The following is a 23218-nucleotide window of genomic DNA, read 5'->3' on the forward strand; positions in this document are numbered from 1 at the left end:
AGACGAGAAATGAAGCTAGAGCTGGTTCCACAGTTACAGATGCAGCACACTCTCTCGCAGCGCCTGCAACAATCTGCCCACATTCTGCAGCTCTCCGTGCAAGAGCTACAGACGCTACTGCATGAAAGTCTGCAGGACAATCCTCTGTTGGAGACTACGGCAGAGGCCGAACTGGACTATACCGTGCGGGAAGGGGTCACACCGCCCCGTTCCAGTCACAGCAATGACTTCTCAGCCCCCGGTGATATCAACAGCAGCCTGCGCAGCCGGGACGAACAAATCATGGAGAACGTGCGGCTGAGCCGGGCCAGCGAACGTTGCCAAGCCTTATGCGCTCTTATTGTCAATGCACTGGATGACAACGGCTATCTGCAGGATCGCTTCGAGGACCTGCTCCCTGCCAACTGTGAGGCGGTCTCCTTGCAAGAATGGGAAACCGCTCTGGCCCTGGTGCAGGCCTTGTCACTGCCAGGCACGGCAGCGCGCTCTGTTTCAGAGGCCCTTGCACTGCAAGTCCAGGCCCGCAAACACCTTAACCCGACGGTCACGCGTGCTCTGCTCAAACTGATTGCCACCGAACTGGACTGCCTGGCGCAGGGCAACTGGAAAAGTGCCCGTCAAAGGCTGGGCCTGTCTGTCTCCGTGTTTGAACAAGCGCTGCGCGAGCTGCAAAGCCTGGACCCAAAGCCTGGGCGAGCTTATTTGCCTTGCCCTCAACAGGCTATCGTTCCTGATGTACATGTCCATAAAGAAGGCAATCGCTGGCGTATCGTGGCAGACCCACGCAGCCTTCCACGCGTGCGGGTCCAGCAAGACTACGCAGCCGCATTGGAACAGCAGGCCCGCGCCCGCCAGGATCGACAGTTACAGCAAACGTTAACCCGAGCACGCTGGCTGGCCGAGGGGCTGGCCATGCGCCGCAGCACCATTTGTCGGGTGGCTGAACAGATCGTGCAGCGGCAAGCTCTGTTTTTCGAGCTGGGTGAACAAGCCCTGCAACCCATGCGCATCAACGATCTGGCCAAAGAGCTGGCGTTGCATCCGTCCACCATATCCCGCGCCACCGCCAACAAATTCATGAGCACGCCTTTTGGCACATTGAGTTTCCGTCACTTTTTCTCAGGTGAGCTGGAAACGGATTTTGGCGGCAGTTGTTCCACGGCTCTGGTCAAGGAACAAATTCGCCGTCTGATTGCCAGCGAATCGGGCGACACTCCCCTGAGCGATGTGGAGCTGCATCAAGCATTACGTAATAACAGCGTGGAGCTATCCAAAAGAACCGTGACCAAGTACCGCTTGCAACTAGGCATTCCCAATGCCCGCGAACGCCAGCAACGGGCCCGTCTGCGTGCGCTGGGCGCCCATTTGCAGAGGGCGGCAAACTAGCACGGGTACGCAATTTGCTGATTCCTCAGGGTACATCCTTTAACCAACCAGCGAGAATCAGCATGAGCAAAATCATCGTGGTATCGGTACGGGTCGCCAGCGCAAAACAGCCATGCACCGGCGGACTGGCAGTGGCGGTTGACCAGTTGCTGCGTCAGCGAGATATCCAAGGCGTATGGCTGGGCTGGAACGGACAATGTGATCCGGCAGCGGGAACCTTGCATACCGAGGATCGTGGCCGCTACCAGGCAGTCACTTTTTCCTTCAGCCAGGAGCAATATGAGCAGTTTTACTGCGGGTACGCCAACACCTGCCTGTGGCCGGCATTTCATTACCGGCTGGACCTGATGGACTTTCAGACACATCACTTCCAGCAGTATCTGGAAGTGAACCGGCAAATGGCCACGTTCCTCAGTCAGATTGCCGGGCCCGATGATCTGATCTGGATACACGACTATCACTTGATGCCCCTGGCGCATTTTTGCCGGGAACAGGGGATGCCACAGGCAATGGGACTGTTTTTGCATACCCCCTTTCCCTGCCCGGAAGTGTTGCGTGCCATCCCTAGACATGAGTCCTGGATGAGCATGCTGCATCAATATGACCTGATCGGCGTTCAAAGCCCCAGCGACCACAGCGCTCTGCAAGCAGGACTGCAGGCCACGCCACCGCTCGCCGGGAACAGCCGAACACGTACGGGCGTTTATCCGATCGGGGTGGATGTGGACCTGATTCAGTCCCTGGCCAGTGCGTCCTCCTGGGCGCACGAGGGTGCCGCTGAAGAGCCGCTCAATGGCGCTGAAACCGTTATCAGTGTGGACAGACTGGACTACAGCAAGGGACTGGCCCATCGTTTGCGCACATTTGATGCGTTGCTGCGTCGCTACCCCACGCTGCACGGTCAAGCCACTTATGTACAGATTGCTCCCTCCACCCGTAGCGATATTCACGACTATCAGCTCATGCGCGAAGAGCTGGAAAGTCTGGCCGGACTGATCAATGGCCAGTTCGCCACGCCCGGCTGGAGCCCGATTGTCTATATGAACCGTGCCTTTCCCGCCCCCCAGCTGATGCGCATGCTGCGCCGCGCACGAGTAGGATTTATCGCGCCCATGCGCGATGGCATGAATCTGGTCGCCAAGGAATATATCGCCGCCCAGGACCCAGCCAACCCAGGCGTGCTGGTCCTGTCCACCTTTGCAGGAGCGGCCCAATCGCTACAGGACGGCTATCTGGCGGTCAATCCCTTTGATATAGAAGGCACCGCTCACTGCCTGTATGAGGCGCTGAACATGTCCTTAGCCGAGCGTCGCCATCGCCACCAGACTTTGTTGATGCAACTACGCCAACAGGATCTGGGGCAATGGTGCCAGCAGTTTCTTGGCGATCTTAGCGGTCAGGCGCCACATCAACAGGCTGAGTCGGCGATGGCTGAGCTTCCAGCATCCTGACCCGCACGAAAGCCTGCGGCTGATGCTGCGCGAGATAGGCCACCAGACCCTCGCGCAGCAGACAGCGCAAATCAAACAGACGCCCCGAGTCCGCAGCGCTAACCAGAAAACGCAGTTGCATGCCCCACTCATTGGTATCGATCACCTGCAAGACCTGCACGCGACGGTCCCAGAGCTCGGAGGACTCGCATAATGCTTTGAAAGCCGTATTCAGGCCCTGCATATTGACGGAGTAATCCACCCACAGAAATACCGTACCCAGCAAGGACGCACTGCGTCGGGTCCAGTTCTGGAAAACCGTCTCGACAAACCATTGCAAAGGCACTATCAGGCGGCGCTCGTCCCACACGCGAACGACGACATACGTCGCCGTAATTTCCTCAATCCGCCCCCATTCCCCTTCCACAATCACCACATCGTCAATCCGGATGGGTTGCGTAAAAGCAATCTGCAAACCCGCAATAAAGTTGCCCAACACAGGTCGTGCGGCGATCCCGGCGACCAGACCGGCCACCCCCGCCGAGGCCAGCAGACTGGTCCCTATCTGACGTGCCCCCGGCAACACCAGCAGGGCAAACGACACCCCCAGAAGAACCAGCAAAAAATGCGTGCTGCGCGCCAGCACACGTGCCTGTGTGTAGATCTGCCGCGAGCGCAGATTATCCGTCACGTTCAAGGGATGACGGGCGACAACCAGCTGGAACAAAGCCTCTACTGCGCTCATCAGCATCCAGGTGGTGCACACAATCAGCACCATCATGTCGCCGACAATCAGATAGGCCTGCCACTTGGCCGTGATGGGCGCCAGAGGAATACAAAACCGCAAAAAGACGGCCAGCAGAAAAACGCGGGACGGCCACACAATGCGGGCGCACAACAGGCCCAGAAAGTGTTCAGCCGGAACCAGACGCACAATCAGCTTGCCGCCCAGATAGTGCAACAGCCACAGCGATGTCCATCCAGCCGCCACTATCAGCAGCCATGCCCATCCGCTCATTGCCATCATGTTCGCTCTCCTGACTCAAGTCCTGAGCCCGTGCAGCAAATTGTGTGCCCCTGCCAAACCAGGCGGACCAGGCACGCTTTGTGCTGGATGAGTCCTGATCAATCACGGGATTGGCGTTCATTCAATCAAGGAGCGTGTTATGACCAAACACACAGACAATCAGGATCGCCAGGATCAGCGCGGTTTTGCCTCGATGAACGACCAGAAGCAGCGCGAGATTGCCGCCGAAGGCGGCCGCGCCGCGCACGAGTTCACCCCGCAAGAGGCCCGCAAGGCCGGCGCCAAAGGTGGCAAGGCCACCCAGGAGCAGCGACGCTAAGCCTTAGCCAAGCCCCAGTTGGACGCGGCGCACCCACCAGGGCCGCCGCGCCCTGTCCCATTCTTTGTCTATTTCAGGAGCCATCATGACAACGCGTCAAACAGTGAACGAGCAACGTCACCTGCAAGAACAGCAGGATCAGAAGGACAAGAACGGGGTCGGCCAGAACGAGCCCATCACGCATGATAAAAGCCACCCGGGCAGCGATTACCCCACTCCCCCCCTGCCCCAACAACACCTGGAAAAGCCCGGCCACGAAAGTGATCTCGATCCCGCTCCTCGTTATGAGGCCGCTCACTATAAGGGCAGCGGCAAGCTGGAAGGCAAGGTGGCCATCGTGACGGGAGGCGACTCCGGCATAGGACGAGCCGTTGCCGTGCTTTATGCGCGCGAAGGTGCGGATGTAACCATTATTTATCTTCATGAGGACGAGGATGCCCAAACGACACGCCAGGCCGTGGAGGCGGAAGGCAGGCAATGCCTGACCCTGCGCGGTGATGTCAAAGATGCCGAGTTTTGTCGTCAGGCGATCGAGCAGGTCCTGGATCGCTTTGGCAAGCTCAATATTCTGGTCAACAATGCCGGCTTTCAAGAACACGCCCAATCCCTGCTGGATTTGACGCCCGAGCGCCTGGACGAAACATTCCGCACCAATATCTACGGCTACATTTATATGGCCCAAGCCTGCCTGCCGCATTTGCATGCGGGCGATGCCATCATCAATACGAGTTCGGTGACCGCCTTGCGCGGTGCTGCCCATTTGCTGGATTACGCCAGCACCAAGGGGGCCATCATTGCCTTTACCTATTCACTGGCGGCCAATCTTGCGCCCAAGGGCATACGCGTGAACGCGGTGGCCCCTGGCCCTGTCTGGACCCCCTTGAATCCGGCAGACGCTCCTGCCGAGGAAATCCCTGACTTCGGGGCGCAAACCGTATTTGGACGCCCGGCCCAGCCCGAGGAACTGGCCCCAGCCTATGTGTATCTGGCCAGCCCCATTACAGCCAGCTACATCACCGGGATGGTGCTCCCCATCACAGGCTACCCAGGAACCTGACATGAACCGCGCGATCGAACTGGAACAGGCCGCTTTGTATCTGGACCTGGATGGTACGCTGGTGCCCCTGGCCCAGCGCCCCGAACAGGTGGCGCTGGCCTCTGGCACCGCCGAGCTGCTGCTAAACCTGCACGCTGCCTGCCAAGGCGCCGTGGCGTTGGTCTCGGGACGGGATTACGCCAGTCTGCAACAGGCCTGCTGCAGACTGCCGCTGGCGATGATAAGCAGCCATGGCGCAGCCATGCATGATGCAGACGGGCAGAAATGCTGGAACACACCTCTCAATGCGGCGCAGCATCACAGCCTGTCGCGTGCAGCAGCCACGCTGATCCACCCCCACCCCCTTGTCTGGATGGAACGCAAATCGCACGGCCTAGCGGTCCACTTTCGGCAATGCCCGCAATTGGGCGATGTGCTCCACAGCGAGCTGAACATGCTGTGTTCGGACTATCCGGGCTTTGAGCTGATCCGCGGCCATTGTGTGATCGAGTTGCGTCCGGCCGGCGTGGACAAAGGCCAGGCTCTGGCCCGCGCGCACAGTCTGCCCCCGTTTGCCGATCGCAAACCCATCATGGCGGGTGACGACCTCACCGACGAGGCGGCCTTTCGTTTTGTCAATCAACAAGGCGGCGTAAGCATCCGTATAGGCCCCCCCGAACCCGCGAGTGCGGCCCAGCTTTGTCTGCCCCAACCCGCCGATCTGCTCAGGCTTTTGCAAACCAGTTTGCTGGAAACCCGTTTCTTCTCTGCTGCCCCCCTACGCTCAAAGGACAGTCAAACCGCTGCTCCTTAAGTGAGCAACCCACCTCATTTTCAAAGGATGGACTATGAGCACAATCGCCATTCCCCGATCTACGACATCGTTGCAGATCAGCCTTCCGGTCAGCGGTTGTGACTGTGGCACAGTTCAAGGTCTGCAGTTCATGGCCAGGGAACTGGCGCAGTTTCTGGACCTGTCCCATATCTACATGGCCTATGAAGACCAACTGGAGGGAGAGGTCCGCGACGCCTTTTACCTGCCCGCCCAAACCCTGAACCTAGATCAAGCCAAACGTTTAGGCATCCATTGCGCAGCCCAACTGTATGGGGGCGTGGTCCCGCATGATTTTCTGGCCTACAAAACAGTGGCTCACCCACTCGCACAGTCCGACATGGACCGGCCCGCGGGCTGGAACAATGATCTGGCAAAGGCCTTGGGTCCTACGGTGCTACCCGGCTACAGCGCCTTCTCGATTCCCGACGCCTTGCGTGCGATGAGCCTGCTGGATCAGGCGGGTCATACCGGCATACGGATCAAGCTGGCCCGCGCCAGTGCAGGCGAAGGCCAGCGGGTCGTCTACAGCCGCCAGCAACTGGAAGAGCTGCTGGCACTCCCTCCCTGGCAGGAGCAGGTTGAACATGGCCTGGTTCTGGAGGAAAACCTGCTCGAGAGCCAGACCTTCAGCGTTGGTCAGACACAAATTGGCGAACACCTGTTTTCCTATATCGGTCAACAGCATCAGACCAACAACCGACAGCAGGAATCGGTTTACGGCGGCACCACCCTACTCATGGTCCGAGGCGGATTTGATGCCTTGCTGCAGCTCTCGGGGATGCAACGCATTCAATATCTGATCGATCTTGCGATGAACTATGAAAGCAGGATTACGCAGGCCTACCCTTCTCTGTATGCCTCACGTCGCAACTACGATGTCATTGTCGGGCGCGATGCACGGGGCAATTATCAGGCTGCGGTACTCGAACATTCCTGGCGCTGCGGAGGCGCTTCCATTGCGGAAATACTGGCCATGCGCAGCCTGCAAAATCATCCCGAGCAAGGCCACACGCACGCCTGGACACGGGAACGCTATATGGACGATCCCGATCCAGTGCGGCAATCCCCCCACCTGTACAGTTTGCAGCAACTCGGCAATGGCTATCTGGCACGCTTTGGAGGTCCCTTGTCCTCATGAGCACTGACATATTCAAGACCACCATCAAGGTTGCGCACCAGCAGCTCGACGCTCGCTTGCTGGTGCCCCAGTCCCCCATACCGGGAATTCTGTTCGTACACGGATGGGGCGGCAGTCAACGATTTGACCTTAAACGGGCCCACACCATTGCCGGCATGGGCTGCATCTGCATGACGTTTGATCTGGCGGGACACAATGCCAGCGACCAGGAACGCCAAAAAGTCAGTCGTGAACAGAATTTTCAGGATATCTGCGCCGCCTTTGATACCTTGGCCAGTCATCCCATGGTCGATGCCAATTCCATTGCTATTGTCGGCCACAGCTATGGGGCGTACCTGGCCTGCCTGCTCAGTGAATTTCGGGCGGTCCGCTGGCTCAGTCTGCTTGCCCCGGCGCTCTACCCGGATGAGGACTGGCTAGCCCCAAAAGATCAGCTCAAACGCAGCTTGCTTCAGGATTACCGCCTGCAAAGCCATACCCCGCAGGACAACCGGGCGCTGCATGCCTGCTCGAAGTTCACCGGCGACGTCATGCTTTTTGAAGCCGAGCATGACGAACTGATTCCTCGCCAGACCTTGCTGACCTACCGACAAGCATTCAGCCAGGCCAACTCTCTGACTCATCGTGTGCTCAAGGAAAGCAACCATGCGCTGGACGAAAAAGTCGCCCAGCGCAATTACTCTGTGCTGCTGTATCGCTGGATTCAGGAAATGATTATTGGCGCACGCATCGGCCACCTGCCCAAGGACATCGCGTAAATCAGACCACTGCAGGCCGGTTGGCATACCCGGAGACGAACTCCTTGGCCTGCCCGGTCTGCGGATCAAACACATGGCGGCGTACCTTGCCGATATCCGCGCCATAAACGTGAATGCTGATGGACACCTGGTCGTCATAGACATTGGAGACCTCGTGTATATCGCCCACCGTGGGTGACACCACTTCCACCACGCCCGGCTCCAGAATCTGCGTATCTTCTTCTGTCATCTGGCCGGTCTGAGGATCACGGTCAAAAGGCCGGGATCGTTCGGCACCACGCAACATGCCAATCAAGCCCCACACAGTATGGTCGTGGATGGGCGTTTTCTGGCCGGGGCCCCACACAAAACTGACCACGGAAAAGCGCTCCTGTGGACAGCAATACAGCAAGTACTGTTGATAGAACTGCGGATGGGGCTGGGTGTATTCGGGGGCCAGCCAATCGTCCTGGGCCACCAGTTCGCCCAGCAGGACGCGGCCCTCACGCAAGATATCCTCCTCGCCGACGGCGGGGCGGGCGGTCAATTCATTCATCCCTTGGATAAAGCGCTCAAAACGGGGGTGCATAAGGGGATGTCTCCATAGTTGCCTGGGCCTTGCGGCCCAATTCGTGAATCAGTTCTTATTTGTTCAGATACACCGGGGCACGTTTTTCCTTGAACGCGTTCATCCCTTCCTTGGCATCATAACTATCCTCGATCGCCTTCAGTTGGCGCATGGTGCGCGCCATTTGCTCGGACGGCCCACGTGTCAGCACCTCATTATTGATAAAGCGTTTGAGGGTCTGCAAAACACGGGGCGACATCTTGGCCAGATCCTGAGCCATGCGCACGGCTGCCTGAACTTGCTCACCGACCGGCACCACCTCATTGGCAAAACCCAGATCATAAGCACGACGGGCTTCCAAGGTGCGGCACAACAGAATCACTTCCATGGCGGCATGATGCGGAATGCGCGAGGCCAGGCCGGAGATAATGCCGCCCGTAAAACCCAGCTTGGCTTCCGGGTAGGAGAACTTGGCGCTCTCGGAGGCCACCAACAAATCCGTCATCATCGCCATCACCAGGGCCCCACCCACGCACCAGCCACTGACAGCCGCAATAATGGGCTTGTCGGTTTCAAATCCTACCGTGGGGATGGCACGCCACAACTCGGGCCACTCATTAATATCGGCACCGGCAGAAAAAGCGTCATTACCTGCCCCGGTCAGCACGGCTACACGACGTGTGGGGTCCTCATCAAAAACCAAAAACGCCTGCTGCAGCTCCTTGACCACCGTGGCGCTCAAGGCATTGCGGCGATCAGGACGATTGATCGTAAAGATGGACACACCGTCATCGTGGTTTTCGACAAGAATGCACTGATAATCCGACATGGTTTACTCCTCCTGGGTATTGTTAAAAGAATCGATCTTGGTTTTATGCGCCTATGGACAGGCGGGCATCGACGGCGTGACAACGGGTGGCCGCCACGATCAATGGGTTGATATCCAGTTCAAACTCGGTGTCGCGCAGGTCGTGAGCCAGGAAGCTGACACGCACAATCGCATCGAGCACCCCGGCCCGATCCAGCATGCGCCCCCGGTATCCCTGCAACAGCTTGTCGATCATCAAAGTAGACAAGAGTCGATCTGCATCAGCCAGAGTCAAAGGAGCGGCGGCAATCACCCGATCCGAGAGCATTTCCACCAAAATGCCGCCCGCCCCAAACACCACCACCGGGCCAAACTGCGCATCCTGACGTGCTCCGATCAACAGCTCCACATCGCCTTTGGCCATGGCCTGCACCAAAACACCTTCCAGACGGGCATCCGCCTTATAGGCTTTGGCATTCGCGTAGAGCCGGGCAAAATCCCGTCGCAAGCCAGCCTCGTCGGCCACATCCAGCGCCACCCCGCCCGCTTCGGTTTTATGAACAATGTCGGGAGAGACAATCTTCATCACCACCGGGTAACCCATCTGCTCGGCCTGCGCCACGGCCTGTTCCACGTCCTCACATACCTGGCCCAGATTCACCGGCAAGCCGTAATGCGCCAGCAATCGTTTGGACTGATCTTCATTAAGAACACCACGCGGCATCACACTAGGAGCCTGGCAGGCACTGGGGCGCATCGCTACCTGACGCGGCACGAACTGGCCATGACGTTTCCAGGCTGACAAGGCCAGGGCCGCCTCCAGACTGGAGCTGGCATACGCATGGCCGTGCTGGGCCAGCTTCTGCCGCAAAGGCTCGGATGTTGCACCGGCATCAAACGCCACCATGACGGGCTTGGCCCAGTGCGGTTCGGGATGGATGATTTTTTCAATCAGAGCCGCCATCCATTCCTGCGGACACATGGAGGCCGTAATCAATACCGCATCGCTTTGCTGATCCTGCATCAGGGCATCCAAAGTGGCGCGGGCCACTTCGGTGCAATCCTGGGTCAGACGGGCGCCCAGATCCACCGGGTTATCCGCCTGCCCGGCCGGGTAGTGGACAGCCAAGGCATGCTGGGTAGAAGCAGAAAAGCCGGACAGCTCCACGCCCTGCTCTGCCAAGGCATCTGCGGCCAGGGCTCCGCCGCCGCCCGAGGGCGTCACAATCGCAACTTTGGAAATCGTGTTGCTGGTAAAGCGCACCATGCTGTTTGCCAACAGAAGCATGGCTCCCATATCGTCCATCAGGCTGATGCCTTCATCGCGGCAGACACTGGCAAACACATCATGGTCCCCGGCGACACTGGCGGTATGCGAAAAGGCGGCTGCCTTGCCCGCACTGGAGCGCCCGGCCTTGACGGCCAGCCAGGGCTTGCCCGCGGCCTGCGCCCGGCGAGCCGTACGGCGCAAGGCCTGTGCATCCTTGATGCCTTCGATATAGGTACAGATCACCTGCGTCTTGGGATCATCAATCAAGAAATCCACAAAGTCGCACAAGTCCAGATCTGCCTGGTTACCTACCGAGAAGCCATAGGTAAAGCCGCCGCCCATCGCCCATGCACGATCAAAGTAGGTGGTCATCAAGGCACCGCTTTGGCTGACAAAACCAATCGGACGCTCGGGCAGGCTATCCCTGTCCAGCACCGGCGACGAACACAACACCAGCTTGCGGCTGGGGCTGATCATGCCCAGGCAGTTGGGTCCGATCAGACGCATGCCCGACTCCCGGCAAATGCGCAGCAGCGCCTGCTCGCGCTCCAGCCCGCGCTCACCTGCATCAGCAAAGCCCGCCGAGATCACCAGCAGACCACGCACTCCCATTTGAGCCGCCATCTGCGCCTGCTCCAGAACGGTATCGGCCCCCACCGTAAACACGGCCAGATCCGGGGCGCTGTCCAGCGCAGCCAGACCGGGCACAGCGGGCAAACCAAACAGACTGCTGCGACTGGGATTGATGGGCAGGACCTTGCCGCCATACCCGTGCTTGAGCAGCATGCGAAACAGTCGCCCGCCAAACTTGGACTGATCTTCCGAGGCGCCGACCAAAGCTATGGATGCCGGGTCCAGCAAAGCGTCCAGCGTGCTGGCGCCAGTGACGGTTTCCATCACGTTTGTCTCCTGTTGGTGGTTCTGTGAGCGTTTAGTTATCGCTCATCTTGATAGTCTTGAGCAGCTCGCTGTAATAAGCCCGGCTCTTTTCCAGATCCTTCGCATAGGCATCGCCATCTTTCCAGCTGGCGCTGACACTGATACGGTGGAAGCGTTCCTGCGTTTGCGGTTCGGCCAGAATTTCTTCGGTGGCCTTGGCCAGCTTGTTCATGACATCGTCAGGTGTGCCTGCCGGTACAGCCAGTCCCCAGAACCCCTCAAAAGGCAAGGCCAGATCAAAGCCCGCTTCCTGAGGAGTGGGCACGTCCGGCAGTTCTGGATGACGCACGCTGGCGTACGTCACCAAGGCTTTGGCCTTGCCACTTTTCACCAGCTCCAGCCCCACCCCATCGATAAAGAAGTCAATGTGATTGCCCATGAGGGCCGTCATGGTATCTGCCGAGCCTTTGAAGGGGACGTGCAGCAGGTCCAGCTTCTGGGCATTTTCCAGAATCTCTCCTGCCAAGTGGCCTCCAGACGCAATACCGGCCGAGCCATAGGTCAGGGTGCCGGGCTCTTTGCGCGCCAGTTCCACAAACTCTTTCAGGTTGGAGACGGGCAGGTCATTGCGTACCGTCATGATGGGAAGATAGCCAGCCAGACTGCCGACAAACTCAAAACCTTTTACCGGGTCATAAGGCACATCGCGTATATAGGGCAACACGGTAAAGGCCGTGCTGGTCGCCAGCAACAAGGTATAGCCATCAGGTTTGGCGCGCCCCACCATCGACGTTCCCAGCGAAGTGGTGCCGCCGGGTCGGTTCTCAATAACGACAGGCACGCCCAGCTTGACGCGCAGGCGGTCGGCAAATACTCGCGCCAGGTTGTCACTGTTGCCGCCGGGGGGATAAGGAACCACAAAGGTCACTTCACGGCTGGGGTAGGCGTCAGCCGCACTGGCCGCCGGTACAGAAAAACTGCTGACTGCAGCCAGCCCCGAGACCAGCAAAGTACGTAGCAACCCGGTGGGCGAAAAAAAAGAACTGGACATGATCCTTGCCTCCTGTGTGAGGGAGCAACCCTCTTTTGTTCCAATATATAGAACGCTGTTCTTGTTTTTGATATTAAAAATGCCGCGTAAACGGCTTGAATACAACAGACAGCAACAACACAAGCAACTGAGGACAACGGCTCAAATATAGGGAGATTTGATTTCAAGTGTCAACTATTAATCCCCCTCGGGATTTCCCCAGTCTGTTGATCCTGGTGCTTTAGGCTTGACCGCAACGCGCTTCTGGATAAAATGAAAATACTGCTTTTTTATGTCATTTTGAAGAACGCTGTTCCAAATATCAGAACACAACTCTTAACTGATCGAAGGAATTCATTCATGTTCTCTGCCATTGTCATCGACAAAACCGACGGCCAATACAAAGCCAGCCTGCAAACCCTGGACGAGTCCGCCCTGCCCGAAGGCCAGGTCACGGTTCGCATCGACTACTCCACCCTGAACTTCAAAGACGGTTTGGCCATGACGGGCAAATCGCCGGTAGTGCGTCAGTTCCCCATGGTGCCCGGCATCGACTTCGCCGGTACCGTCACTGACAGCAGCGACCCGAATTTCAAGCCCGGCCAGAAGGTAGTGCTTAACGGCTGGGGCCTGGGTGAAGTGCATTGGGGTGGCCTGGCCCAGCAGGCACGCGTCAAGGGCGATTGGCTGATCCCCCTGCCCGAAGCCTTCTCCACCCAGCAAGCCATGATGATTGGTACCGCGGGCTACACCGCCGCCCTGTGCGTACGTGCCTTGCAGCGCCAGGGCGTCACGCCCGACAAGGGCCCGATTCTGGTTACGGGAGCCGCGGGTGGCGTAGGCAGTGTCAGCGTAGCCCTGCTCCATGCCCTGGGCTACACCGTGATGGCCAGCACGGGCCGCCCTCAAGAAGAAAGCTATCTGAAGGCGCTGGGCGCCAGCGAAATTGTGGACCGCAACACCTTGAGCGAACCCGGCAAGCCGCTTGGCAAAGAACGCTGGGCCGGTGCCATCGACAGCGTGGGCAGCCACACCCTGGCCAATGTGTGCGCGGGCACGCAGTACTTGGGCGCCGTGGCCGCTTGTGGTCTGGCTCAAGGCATGGACTTCCCTGCTTCCGTGGCCCCCTTCATTCTGCGTGGCGTGCAGTTGATTGGTGTGGATAGCGTGCATTGCCCCAAACCCGAGCGTTTGGCGGCTTGGGACTTGCTGGCCAAGCATTTGTCTATTGAAGCCCTGGAGCGCATCGGTGCCAGCACCATCACGCTTTCCCAAGCCATTGATCAGGCCGCTCAGCTACTGGAAGGCAAGGTACGCGGCCGCATCGTGGTTGATGTCAACGCTTAAGGCCGGGTCGGCCCCCCCTTTACCTGTCACGCTCTGGAGCTGATTCATGGATACGACATTGCCCCTGAACGGGGTTCGGATACTGGAATTTTGCAATGTGGCCGCTGGCCCGTACTGCGGTATGTTATTGGCCGATATGGGGGCCGACGTCATCAAGATCGAGCACCCTAAAGGGGGTGACACCTTGCGAAGCTGGCCACCCATCAACCAGGGCTATAGCGAGAACTTTGCTTCGCTAAACCGCAACAAGCGTTCAGTAACGCTGGATCTGAAAAACCCCGATGATGTGGCCAAGGCACGCCAGCTGGTACTGGATGCCGACGTCTTGCTGGAGAACAACCGGCCCGGCGTCATGCAGCGTTTAGGGCTGGATTATGAAAGCCTGAAGGCCCTGAATCCCAGGCTGCTGTATTGCTCGATTTCGGCCTACGGGCAAAGCGGTCCGCGCTCGCAGGAAGGCGGCTTTGACCTGACCATCCAGGCCATGAGCGGCGTGATGAGCGTAACGGGCGAAGCCGGCGGCGCCCCGGTCAAGTGTGGTGTGCCGCTGGCAGACTTTGCTGCCGGTTTATATGCCGCTTTTGCCATCAGCGCCGCCCTGCCGCAAGCACGCGCCACCGGTCAGGGCGCGCATATCGACGTCCCCATGCTGGGTACTACGCTGGCCATCGCTGCGCTGCAAACCTCGGAATATTTTGGCAGCGGCCGCGATCCGGACAAGCTGGGCTCCGCTCACCCACGCAATGCTCCCTATCAGGCATTCCAGTGCAAAGGCGGTTACTTCGCCATGGCAGCGGGCAACGATGCACTATGGCGATCTGTCTGTCAGGTCGTTGAACGCCCTGATCTGACCGAGGACGAGCGTTTTACCAGCACCACCTTGCGCGCCAAACATCAAGATGCCTTGCGTGAACTGCTGGAAGCCATTTTTGCGCAACACGACTCCGAACACTGGCTGGCTCAATTCCGTGCCCAGGGCGTACCGTGCAGCCCCATCAACCGCTATTCCGACGTCTTGCGCGACCCGCAAGTCGAGCACATGCAATGGGTGCAAAACATCCGCCTGCCGGGTACGGATACCGAAACCCGCACCTTTGTCTCGCCCCTGCGTATCAATGGGGTGGGCTTGCCCGTCCGTCTGGCACCACCCGCGCTGGGCGAGCACAACGACAGCATCCTGCACGGAGTCACCCCATGACCGCGCGGTACGGCAGCAGCAGCCCCAGCCTGAACGTGGACTGCCAGGATAAAGTCTGGACCCTGACACTGAACCGGCCTGACAAGCGCAATGCCTTGTCAGCCGAGCTGGTAGAAGCCTTGATCGCGGCCGTGCAGGCCGCAGAACAGGCCCAGGCCGATTTATTGATTCTGCGCGGGGAAGGCCGCAACTTCAGTGCGGGTTTTGACTTCAGCGACTACGAGCAGCAAAGCGAAGGGGATCTGGTACTGCGATTTATCCGCATCGAAACCCTTCTGCAGCTGCTGGCTCACACACCATGCGCCACCTTGGCCCTGGCGCATGGGCAAAACTTTGGGGCAGGCGTGGATTTGATTGCGGTCTGCCGTCAACGCGTCGCCAGCGCGGATGCTCGCTTTCGCATGCCTGGACTGCAATTTGGCCTGGCACTGGGAACCGGCAGACTGGCGGCCTTGATTGGCGGCCAGCAGGCTCATCAGCTTCTGGCAGGCAGCCAGGTGTTTGATGCTGCCAAAGCAGAGCAACTGGGTTTTATTGAAGGGATACAAGAGCCTGACACATGGCCTGCTGTCATCGAGCAGGCGCAACAGACAGCAGGCTTGCTGGACGCAACCAGTCGCGCCTATCTGCATCAGTTAACCGGCTGCCCACAACAGGTTGATCGGGATATGGCGGCCTTGGTGCGCTCTGCGTCCGCACCCGGTATCAAACAAAGAATTGCGGCCTTCAGGCAGGCCGCGACGTCTTGAGTTCTTTGGTTTGAATTGAACTGTCCCAGAAAACCGGGGCAAGCTCCAAACTGTGACAACCGCTCAAAGCCGGGCTGCTTCATCCAGCCCGGAACCTATCCGCTACAGCGGTTTAGCGACCGCTATACCCTAATCGGCGCGAGATCTGCGCGGCGGCCGTCACCAGTGTTTTACCGGCCTGCACCAAGCGGGCCTCCTCCAGCCGTTCCGCAGGCCCGGAAATCCCCAAAGCCGCCACCACCATTCCACGGCTATCGTAAATAGGCGCGGCCGCGCCCACGACCTGTTCACGCCATTCGCCACGATTGAGTGCAAACCCTTGCTCGCGCACCTGCTCCAGCTCGCGACGCAGATCACCAAACTTGACCAGGCTACGGGGGGTATAGGGCTTGAGGCGGTTCTTGAGAAGATTGAGCGTGTCTTCACTGGCCCAGGCCAGCAGAGCCTTGCCCGTGGCCACGCACTGCGCAGGCGAGCGTCCGCCCACGGTGGTGTAGGCTCGCACCGGCTGCGGACTGTCCATCTTTTCGATATACAGCACCTCTACCCCATCGAGCAGCGAGAGGTGGACGGTTTCCTGAGTCTGCTCGGCCAGCTCTTTCATGAAGGGCAAGGCCTCCGTCCGCACATCCAGCCGGTTGGCCAGGCCCGAGCCCAGCTCCCAGAGCTTCATGGTCAGCTCATAGCGTCCGGTGTCTTCGTTCTTGCGCGCAAAGCCTTGATGAACCAGCGCCTGCAGCAAACGATGCACATTGCTTTTATTGAGCATCAGTTGATTGGCCAGCTCGGTCACGCCCGAGCCTCGTTCGTGCTTGGCCAGGGCTTCCAGGAGCACCAGGCCCTTAACAAAAGTCTTGTCCAATCGAATATCCCATCCATCACTAAAAGTGCATGAATTGTCTCATGGAACCGGACTTCTGCCTGTGAGAGTGGGGGAACTGACTCAAAAACAAAACAGACTGCTCGACCTTTGCCTGTTCATCTAAAGCATTGCACCTGGCACGCGCCTGTCCGCAGGATTGAGGGCTGGCTGGCGGACTATTATCCCACTCACTCTCCCCTGACAGATTGACCTGCAAGATGGCAAACGTGTCGGTGGGCTGACAGGTTGCAGCCTGTCACGCGAGAAGCCCGGGGTATCAATTACACATGGACGCCCTCTGCGTGCCCTCAAAATAGGCCAAGCATTACCCAAAACACAATCTCACTTGCCGCTTCCCAGCCTTTGCCGAAAGCGTGTAAAAAGAGTCTTTATGCCATGAATCAAAAAGCAGACCGGAGCTCAACCCTGATGGACACCCCTTCTACGCCCGTTGCCCTTGCCGCCATCGTACATGCGGGCAAAGGCAGTGCTGATGCCCTGCTGCTGGAATTCATACAGGCGCTGCGCGCTCAACATTACCGTGTCTACGGCCTGGTGCAAGGCCCCGCCATCCAGAAGGGAGATCACAGCCTGCGCACCGTGCAGGATCTGGACAAAGGCACTCTCTACCCCATCACTCAGAATCTGGGAACCGAATCCAGCGCCTGTCGCCTGGATATTGGCGCCTTGCTGCACGCCAGCGAAGTGCTACGACAGGCGCTGGACAGTCATGCCGATCTGGTGATTGTGAATCGTTTTGGAATTATGGAAGCCGATGGTCAAGGTTTTAACGACGAAATCCTGGCCTTGATCGATAAAGGCTACCCGGTACTGACTGTTGTGTCTCATACCTACCTGCCTGCATGGCGCGCGTTCACAGGGGGCCTGGCGGTGGAACTGGAGCCCGAGCATCAGGCGCTGTGGAACTGGTTCGAGAGCAGCCGTCAGGCCGCCTGAACCGGACGCCTGACCGGACTACGTTGAGCGAGCTTGCCTGACTGCCGGAGTCGCTCCGCCAGCCAGGCAAGCTGACGGGACACACACAGACAGCAAGCGTTCAAAATGACGACTAACAAGGCCTAGAACGCCCAGTTCAGCGACACATTGCCCGAGATATCCGCCCGGCTATTGCCCAGTAAACGGGTTCCCGCCGACACCCCCACACGCAAACGCTCCGAGCTTTGCAGCGTCAATCCTGCGCGCAAGGCCAGCGCATGACTGTCGACCCGCGCATAGCGACCATCAAAACCTGTCTGGGGTGAGGCTTCAAACCGTGCGTACTGCGTCTGCTTGCGGCCTAACAAAGCCTGCTCCCAGGACGCGGACACTTCGGCCTGCAAACGACGACCCTGTTTCAGCTCCCAAGCCTGGCTGACCGCCAGACCCAGCGAGGCTTGCAAGGACTGGGCACGGGTCGAATCCAGCTGCAAGCGGCTGCCTGCATCGCCTTGCTCACTGAAACCGGGACGGCTGTAACGCAGGTAATCCAGAGCCAGAACGGGACCTATGCTGCCAGCCTCGCCCAAGGGCCAGTTATAGGCTGTCTGGATGCCCGCTGCAAAGGTGTGACCGGTCCAGTCGGACTTGGGGTTCGCTTGATAATCAGAAAACGCGATGCGTCGGTTCAGCTTGCCCTGCTCCAAACCCACACGGACTTGCGCCAGACCTTGCCAACCCTCGCGAGCATCGGCACGATACAAGGCATGGACGCCGGCGCCCAAACCCGTCAGCGTGCTCTTGCCCTGATAAGGGGCATCTATATTCAAACTCTGCTCATTGGCAGTTGCATGAGCGCCCAGGCTCCAATCGCTGCCAGCAGCGCGATGCTCCGCGCCGAACACCACCCCGTAAGTCTGACTGCGATGGTCGACCTCATTAGCACTTAACTGCCAGTGGTAACGGCCCCCAAAAGGCTGAATAAAGGTTTGCCATCCATCCTTGCCCAGACCAGGTCGCTGACGCAGTTGCTCGGACACCAGTTGCTCTCTGCGCAAGCTGGCAGCCAATTGCGCCCCGTACGCGCCGGCACTGAGCTGATTGAGTGCGTCACCGATCTGGCTGCCATCCGCGCTGGAAAAGTCTAGCGCCTGGTAGACAGACGCCAAGGGACGCTGATTGTCAGTAGAAGCCTGCTCCAGACTGCGGCCCACGGCACCCGCATTAGGATTGACTGCATAGGGCGAGTAAGCCGCCGCGTCACGGCTAACCGACCAACCGCCGTTATTGACCTGAACACGCAGGCTGGGCGAGTTCAGGCTGGCAGTCAACAGATCAAAACCACCCTGAGTCTGTGTGGCCTGAAAGACCGTGTTCTGGCTCAGGGACCAACCATCGGCATACCAGTCCGGCTGCAACTGCACTTTCAGTTCACCAGCCAGTTGAGCCAGCCCCTGCACCTCGATCCGATCATGCTGACGCGTGTCCGCTTCAATCAACACCCGGCCTTCGGGGGCCTGAATGAAATCGCCTTGAATCGTCATCTGACCAAATGAATTACCCGGACTCAAGGTACCGTGGTTACTGAAGTTGCCTTCCGGATTGATGACGTAACTGCTGTTGCCGCTGAGCGTGGCGCCTGCATCCACACGCAGACCATGCAATTGATGCTGGCCATTGAGCGAGCTTTCCCCGCCCGCAATCACGACGGCCAGATTATCGACACCCTGAATATTACCCTCGTAGCGCAGACGGAAATCAGGATCGGCCTGCCTCGTGGCGCGCCCTTGATCATCGGCTTTCTGCCCAAAATTCACATGGGTAACAAACAGCTCGCCATTGCTTTGGCGAGTGGAATAGTCAGACAGGATATCGCCCTGAATCCGGGCCCCCTGCAGGACATTGATATTTTCAACCTGTGCATTGTCGGAAATCTGAATGGCCGCTTTCCTGCCCGACAACAGGCCAGACAGGTGGTAGTCCTTGATCAGCGCGCCCTGCAAAGCCAAGGGTAATTCCTCGGCGGCAACCAGGGTGCCCCGGAAATTCACCAACCAGGAGCCACGATAGTCACCTCCCTCAATACCATCTGCAAAACTGCCCATGGCGTTATGACCGAAGTCAAACAGCGCGGCAACGCCGTCCTCTCCCTCAGCGCGTACTTCGCCCCGCTGCACAATCGTGTGTTCGCGACCATAGCTGAACTGCAGGCCGCGGCCATACCAGCCTTGCGCGTGAATACGGGTACTTTCGGGAATGATGAGTGTGTTTTCGCTGCCATCCACGCGCACACCGACTCCGCCGGGACCGGCACTTAACAAATCAGCCGCCTGGGTCAGGGTGTTGCGCTCCCCATAAATATGCAACCCCACGCCTTGAGTAGCCTGGTTGTATTGGCCCGGCAGATAAGCCGTCCCTTCGCTGTTTCGAGCAAAAAAACCATTTTTGCTCGTCAATGTGAGCCCATCGCCGTAGACAGAATAGCCATAGAAATTACGTCGGTCGATCTTCAAGCCCATATCCTGCAAGGATGCCAGCTCCGCTTCCATCATCGTGGTGTAATTGCGATAAGACTGGTGGCTCATCAAGCTGTTGCGCAGCTCTGAATGCGCCATATAATCCGTATCCACCCCGAATGGCTGCGTATTTACATAGCCCAAAATCCGCACCGGTATGCCGGGCATGGCGCCGTCCATGACTTCCTGCACATGCTGGCCCGTGAAATAGCCCTGGTCCTTGCGCAAGTCAAACGCGTCTGGGTCGTAAGCGTTATTGCACATCGAGCACAGCACCGCCTGTCCGGGCCGGGCCGCATTGCCATTGTCATCGCGCAAACCCTGCGCCCATGACGTCAAAACCGGACGGATGTACGGCGTATCCGACCCTAGTCCCCAGGCGTCCACGGCCACACCAATCATTCCCATCGTATGGCCAAACTCATGGAACATGACAGCCGCATAATCTGCCTGGGCATTCAGGGGAAGTTGGCTGGGCCGAAGCGCAGCGGTATCAAAATCGATGGTTCCCACCACAACCTCGGCAAGAGGGTGCTTAAGTTGATCGCTGTCCAGCTTATTGAGTAAGGCAGCCTGAGGCAGAAGCAGGTAAAGCGAGCCTGCGGAGTCTGGGTCAGGCGTCACCGTGGTCCCCGCCCGAGCATCCTGACCGCCTACTGTGCCAATATTGATAATGGCGGGCACATGCCCCGGCTTCAAAGAGACGATTTCTGCCCAGCGACTTAAGGCGCCTCGAATTTTCGCATGCGCATTATCGTCCAGATCAAAAACGGATCGTGGCCCATTGACCGGATCATCGATAGAGTAGGAGCCATCCTGCGTACCGTAAATGCGTAGTTCAAATACAGCCTCCCCTTTCTTGTTATGGATCGTTTCAGACTGATAGGCTTGAGCGCTCACCGACGCTGCCAGCAAGACACCAGCACTGAACAGGGATTTCAAGGTCGCGGACATAAACAAAGGTTCCTGGCTTGAGTGTGGCACAAGGCGTCCCTGGCCATAAACCCACCACAGGCCGCCCTCGAGCCAGCACCTTAATGCAAATAATGCACAGAAAACGTTTAATCCATACCCGCCAAAGACCCTTGTCGTCGCATCGCAACAAACACTCGGTCAAGCCACGCGGTCCTGAGCACCGTCCTCAAGGCGTCACGATGTTGAACCACAAGCCAGGCTCCTCAAACAGACCTCCAAATTCCTGAAACTTACGGCCCAGACCTTGAAGCTTGGCGCGATCCGTTTTCATGGCCGTTTTCCAGTCCAGCATCTTGCCTTGAATCAGCTTGAAATCCGCCAGACTGACTGACATGGTGGCTTGAGCCGGCAAACCGGGGCGCGTACTGTAATTAAGCACCGAATTGCCAATGCTGACGGTATACGTCGTGTCCATATCCACAAAATGAAAAGCAACAGTCAGCTCCTTGTCTTTGACCTTCTCGTCGTCCAGACGCACGGCCATCAAGTCAAACATCATCTCTGGGGTCAGGGCAGCGAGCAGATCGGCATTATTGTTGGGAGGCACAGGTAGATCCGGCGCACCCTTGCGCAGCTCCAGGGCCCCTTGCAGATAGATGGACCGCCACGGCCCGGACTCGGCCTGATAACCCAGTTGCTCGTAGCTATTGGCCAGCAATTGGCGTGCTTCTGCATCTTTCGCATCGGCAAAGACCAAATGCTTCACCACCATGGCAACCCATCTATACTCACCGCGATCAAAGTCTTCATTTGCTTTTTGCAGGAGCCGATCACGCCCTATGTATTCCACATACTTCGCCCCTGCTGCCGTTGGTGGCAAGACATCCAGACTGGAGGGATTGCCGTCGTACCAGCCCATGTAGTACTGATACACCGCCCGTGCATTGTGTTTAAGTGAGCCGTAATAACCGCGCGTTGCCCAGTCTTTCTGCAAAGACTCGGGCAGCTCGATCAGCTCGGCAATTTCTTCGCCGGTATAGCCCTTGTTCATCAGGTTCACACTGCGATCGTGAATGTACTTGTACAAATCACGCTGCTTGACAAGGTAATCGTGGACCTGCTCCTTGCCCCACACAGGCCAGTGGTGCGCCTGAAACTTCACCTCCGTGCTGTCGCCAAACAGGTCAATGGTTTCATTGATGTAGTTGGCCCATTGCCTGGCATCCCGCACCTGTGTACCGCGCAAGGACAGAATATTGTGCATGGTGTTGGTCGTGTTCTCGGCCATCCACATGGCTTTGAATTGTGGCAGATAGGTATTCATCTCTACCGGAGCTTCAGTGCCCGGTGTCAGTTGCATGACCATTTCAACGCCATCAACCACCAGTGTTTCACCGGATCTTGATATCGAACGCGTCGGTGCAATCAAGGAGACCGAACCCAGCGGATTGGTCATGCCCAGCCCCGAGCCTACGCTATGCTCCGGGCCGCGCGGCAAGAAGGCCCCATACATATAAGTCGCACGACGCTTCATGGCATTGCCTGCAATCACCCCCTCGCTGATGGCATGCTCCACAAAACCTTCTGGCGCAATGATCTGCACCTGTCCTGAGTCCACCGCAGCCTGATCCACCAGTCCCTTGACTCCGGCGTAATGGTCTATGTGGGAATGACTGTAAATAATCGCCTTGATAGGGGCGGCCTGCACATGTTTTTGCAACAAGGCATACGCAGCCGCGGCCGTTTCGGTAGAAGTACCCACATCAAACACAATCCAGCCGCTTGTGCCGCGTACAAAGGTGATGTTGGACAAGTCATAGCCGCGCACCTGATAAATATTGTCCGTCACCTTGTACACACCATCGAGCAAATTCAACTGCGACATGCGCCACAAACCGGGATGCACCGTGCTGGGAGCAACGCTATCTGGCTTGATAAAGGCCTTGTAAGAATCCAGATCCCACACCACATTGCCGTTCACGCCTTTGATCTGCAGGCTGGGCTCGCGATAAATCAAACCGCGCTGGGCGTTCTTGAAGTCCTGGGTATCATCAAACGGGAGTATTTTCATCCATTGAGCATGGCGCTCCTGAGTTGCCTGCGTGGCAGGCGCGGCCTGTGCCTGAACCAAACCCGCACTGACTACTGCCGCCAGCATGACTGTTCTTATTGCTGCATGTGCCATGGCACGCTCCTCCTGATGGGCTTTTTCAACAAGCGTCTCATTCTGCG

19 protein-coding genes are annotated in these 23218 nt (G+C 58.1%); 11 read left to right on the forward strand and 8 right to left on the reverse strand.

Annotated elements, in window-relative coordinates:
• The first annotated feature begins 9 nt into the window (after positions 1–9).
• Positions 10–1386, forward strand: a complete 1377-nt coding sequence (gene rpoN / locus FE795_RS14085) for an RNA polymerase factor sigma-54 (protein WP_003801752.1) — start codon at positions 10–12, stop codon at positions 1384–1386.
• A gap of 62 nt (positions 1387–1448) precedes the next feature.
• Positions 1449–2837 (forward strand): alpha,alpha-trehalose-phosphate synthase (UDP-forming), encoded by a 1389-nt coding sequence (locus FE795_RS14090; protein WP_059318283.1) that lies wholly within the window; start codon positions 1449–1451, stop codon positions 2835–2837.
• Here the strand turns inward: FE795_RS14090 and FE795_RS14095 are convergent.
• Positions 2776–3843: a mechanosensitive ion channel family protein gene (locus tag FE795_RS14095; RefSeq protein ID WP_003801756.1), complete on the reverse strand. Its 1068-nt coding sequence runs from the start codon at positions 3841–3843 to the stop codon at positions 2776–2778. The genes FE795_RS14090 and FE795_RS14095 overlap by 62 nt on opposite strands.
• A 139-nt stretch (positions 3844–3982) precedes the next feature.
• Here FE795_RS14095 and FE795_RS14100 point away from each other — a divergent pair, with 139 nt between their 5' ends.
• The 5 genes from FE795_RS14100 (at position 3983) to FE795_RS14120 (ending at position 7929) form a co-directional block, all read left to right on the forward strand.
• The gene (locus tag FE795_RS14100) at positions 3983–4162 is read left to right on the forward strand and encodes a KGG domain-containing protein (protein WP_059318282.1); all 180 of its coding nucleotides are present in this window, start codon (positions 3983–3985) and stop codon (positions 4160–4162) included.
• A gap of 85 nt (positions 4163–4247) precedes the next feature.
• Positions 4248–5219 carry an SDR family oxidoreductase gene (locus FE795_RS14105; protein ID WP_059318281.1) on the forward strand — a complete coding sequence of 324 codons (972 nt, stop codon included), beginning with the start codon at positions 4248–4250 and terminating at the stop codon, positions 5217–5219.
• 1 nt (position 5220) lies between these two features.
• Positions 5221–6012 (forward strand): trehalose-phosphatase, encoded by a 792-nt coding sequence (gene otsB / locus FE795_RS14110; protein ID WP_003801763.1) that lies wholly within the window; start codon positions 5221–5223, stop codon positions 6010–6012.
• 34 nt (positions 6013–6046) lie between these two features.
• Complete coding sequence (locus FE795_RS14115) at positions 6047–7171, forward strand: DUF3182 family protein (RefSeq protein ID WP_230406203.1); 1125 nt, start codon at positions 6047–6049, stop codon at positions 7169–7171.
• Positions 7168–7929 (forward strand): alpha/beta hydrolase family protein, encoded by a 762-nt coding sequence (locus FE795_RS14120; protein ID WP_219235087.1) that lies wholly within the window; start codon positions 7168–7170, stop codon positions 7927–7929. The genes FE795_RS14115 and FE795_RS14120 overlap by 4 nt, the downstream gene beginning before the upstream one ends.
• Position 7930: 1 nt before the next feature.
• Here FE795_RS14120 and FE795_RS14125 read toward each other — a convergent pair whose 3' ends face one another.
• Genes FE795_RS14125 through FE795_RS14140 form a run of 4 tightly spaced genes read right to left on the reverse strand, consistent with a single transcriptional unit; the run spans position 7931 to position 12484 of the window.
• Complete coding sequence (locus FE795_RS14125; RefSeq protein WP_219235089.1) at positions 7931–8497, reverse strand: cysteine dioxygenase family protein; 567 nt, start codon at positions 8495–8497, stop codon at positions 7931–7933.
• A gap of 55 nt (positions 8498–8552) precedes the next feature.
• On the reverse strand, positions 8553–9305 hold the full coding sequence (locus FE795_RS14130; RefSeq protein ID WP_003801770.1) for an enoyl-CoA hydratase/isomerase family protein: 753 nt from the start codon (positions 9303–9305) through the stop codon (positions 8553–8555).
• Positions 9306–9348: 43 nt separating this feature from the next.
• Positions 9349–11451 (reverse strand): acetate--CoA ligase family protein, encoded by a 2103-nt coding sequence (locus FE795_RS14135; RefSeq protein WP_219235090.1) that lies wholly within the window; start codon positions 11449–11451, stop codon positions 9349–9351.
• Between the two features lie 34 nt (positions 11452–11485).
• Entirely contained in the window at positions 11486–12484 is a 999-nt protein-coding gene (locus tag FE795_RS14140) for a Bug family tripartite tricarboxylate transporter substrate binding protein (RefSeq protein ID WP_003801773.1), read from the reverse strand.
• A 339-nt stretch (positions 12485–12823) separates the two neighbouring features.
• Here FE795_RS14140 and acuI point away from each other — a divergent pair, with 339 nt between their 5' ends.
• Genes acuI through FE795_RS14155 form a run of 3 tightly spaced genes read left to right on the forward strand, consistent with a single transcriptional unit; the run spans position 12824 to position 15757 of the window.
• Positions 12824–13810: an acrylyl-CoA reductase (NADPH) gene (acuI, locus tag FE795_RS14145; RefSeq protein WP_131070896.1), complete on the forward strand. Its 987-nt coding sequence runs from the start codon at positions 12824–12826 to the stop codon at positions 13808–13810.
• A gap of 46 nt (positions 13811–13856) precedes the next feature.
• Entirely contained in the window at positions 13857–15008 is a 1152-nt protein-coding gene (locus tag FE795_RS14150) for a CaiB/BaiF CoA transferase family protein (RefSeq protein WP_003801777.1), read from the forward strand.
• Entirely contained in the window at positions 15005–15757 is a 753-nt protein-coding gene (locus FE795_RS14155) for an enoyl-CoA hydratase/isomerase family protein (protein WP_003801781.1), read from the forward strand. Before FE795_RS14150 ends, FE795_RS14155 begins: the two co-directional genes overlap by 4 nt.
• 112 nt (positions 15758–15869) lie before the next feature.
• Here FE795_RS14155 and FE795_RS14160 read toward each other — a convergent pair whose 3' ends face one another.
• On the reverse strand, positions 15870–16619 hold the full coding sequence (locus FE795_RS14160) for an IclR family transcriptional regulator (protein ID WP_003801784.1): 750 nt from the start codon (positions 16617–16619) through the stop codon (positions 15870–15872).
• Positions 16620–17048: 429 nt separating this feature from the next.
• On the opposite strand from FE795_RS14160, the gene FE795_RS14165 reads away from it, so the two are divergent.
• Complete coding sequence (locus tag FE795_RS14165; protein WP_051010430.1) at positions 17049–17576, forward strand: DUF2478 domain-containing protein; 528 nt, start codon at positions 17049–17051, stop codon at positions 17574–17576.
• A gap of 122 nt (positions 17577–17698) precedes the next feature.
• Here the strand turns inward: FE795_RS14165 and FE795_RS14170 are convergent, their stop codons facing one another.
• The gene (locus FE795_RS14170) at positions 17699–21025 is read right to left on the reverse strand and encodes an autotransporter outer membrane beta-barrel domain-containing protein (RefSeq protein WP_003801787.1); all 3327 of its coding nucleotides are present in this window, start codon (positions 21023–21025) and stop codon (positions 17699–17701) included.
• Positions 21026–21212: 187 nt separating this feature from the next.
• On the reverse strand, positions 21213–23171 hold the full coding sequence (locus FE795_RS14175) for an alkyl/aryl-sulfatase (RefSeq protein WP_230406204.1): 1959 nt from the start codon (positions 23169–23171) through the stop codon (positions 21213–21215).
• Positions 23172–23218: the final 47 nt, after the last annotated feature.

The sequence above is a fragment of the Alcaligenes ammonioxydans genome (assembly GCF_019343455.1).
Taxonomy (GTDB): domain Bacteria; phylum Pseudomonadota; class Gammaproteobacteria; order Burkholderiales; family Burkholderiaceae_B; genus Alcaligenes; species Alcaligenes ammonioxydans.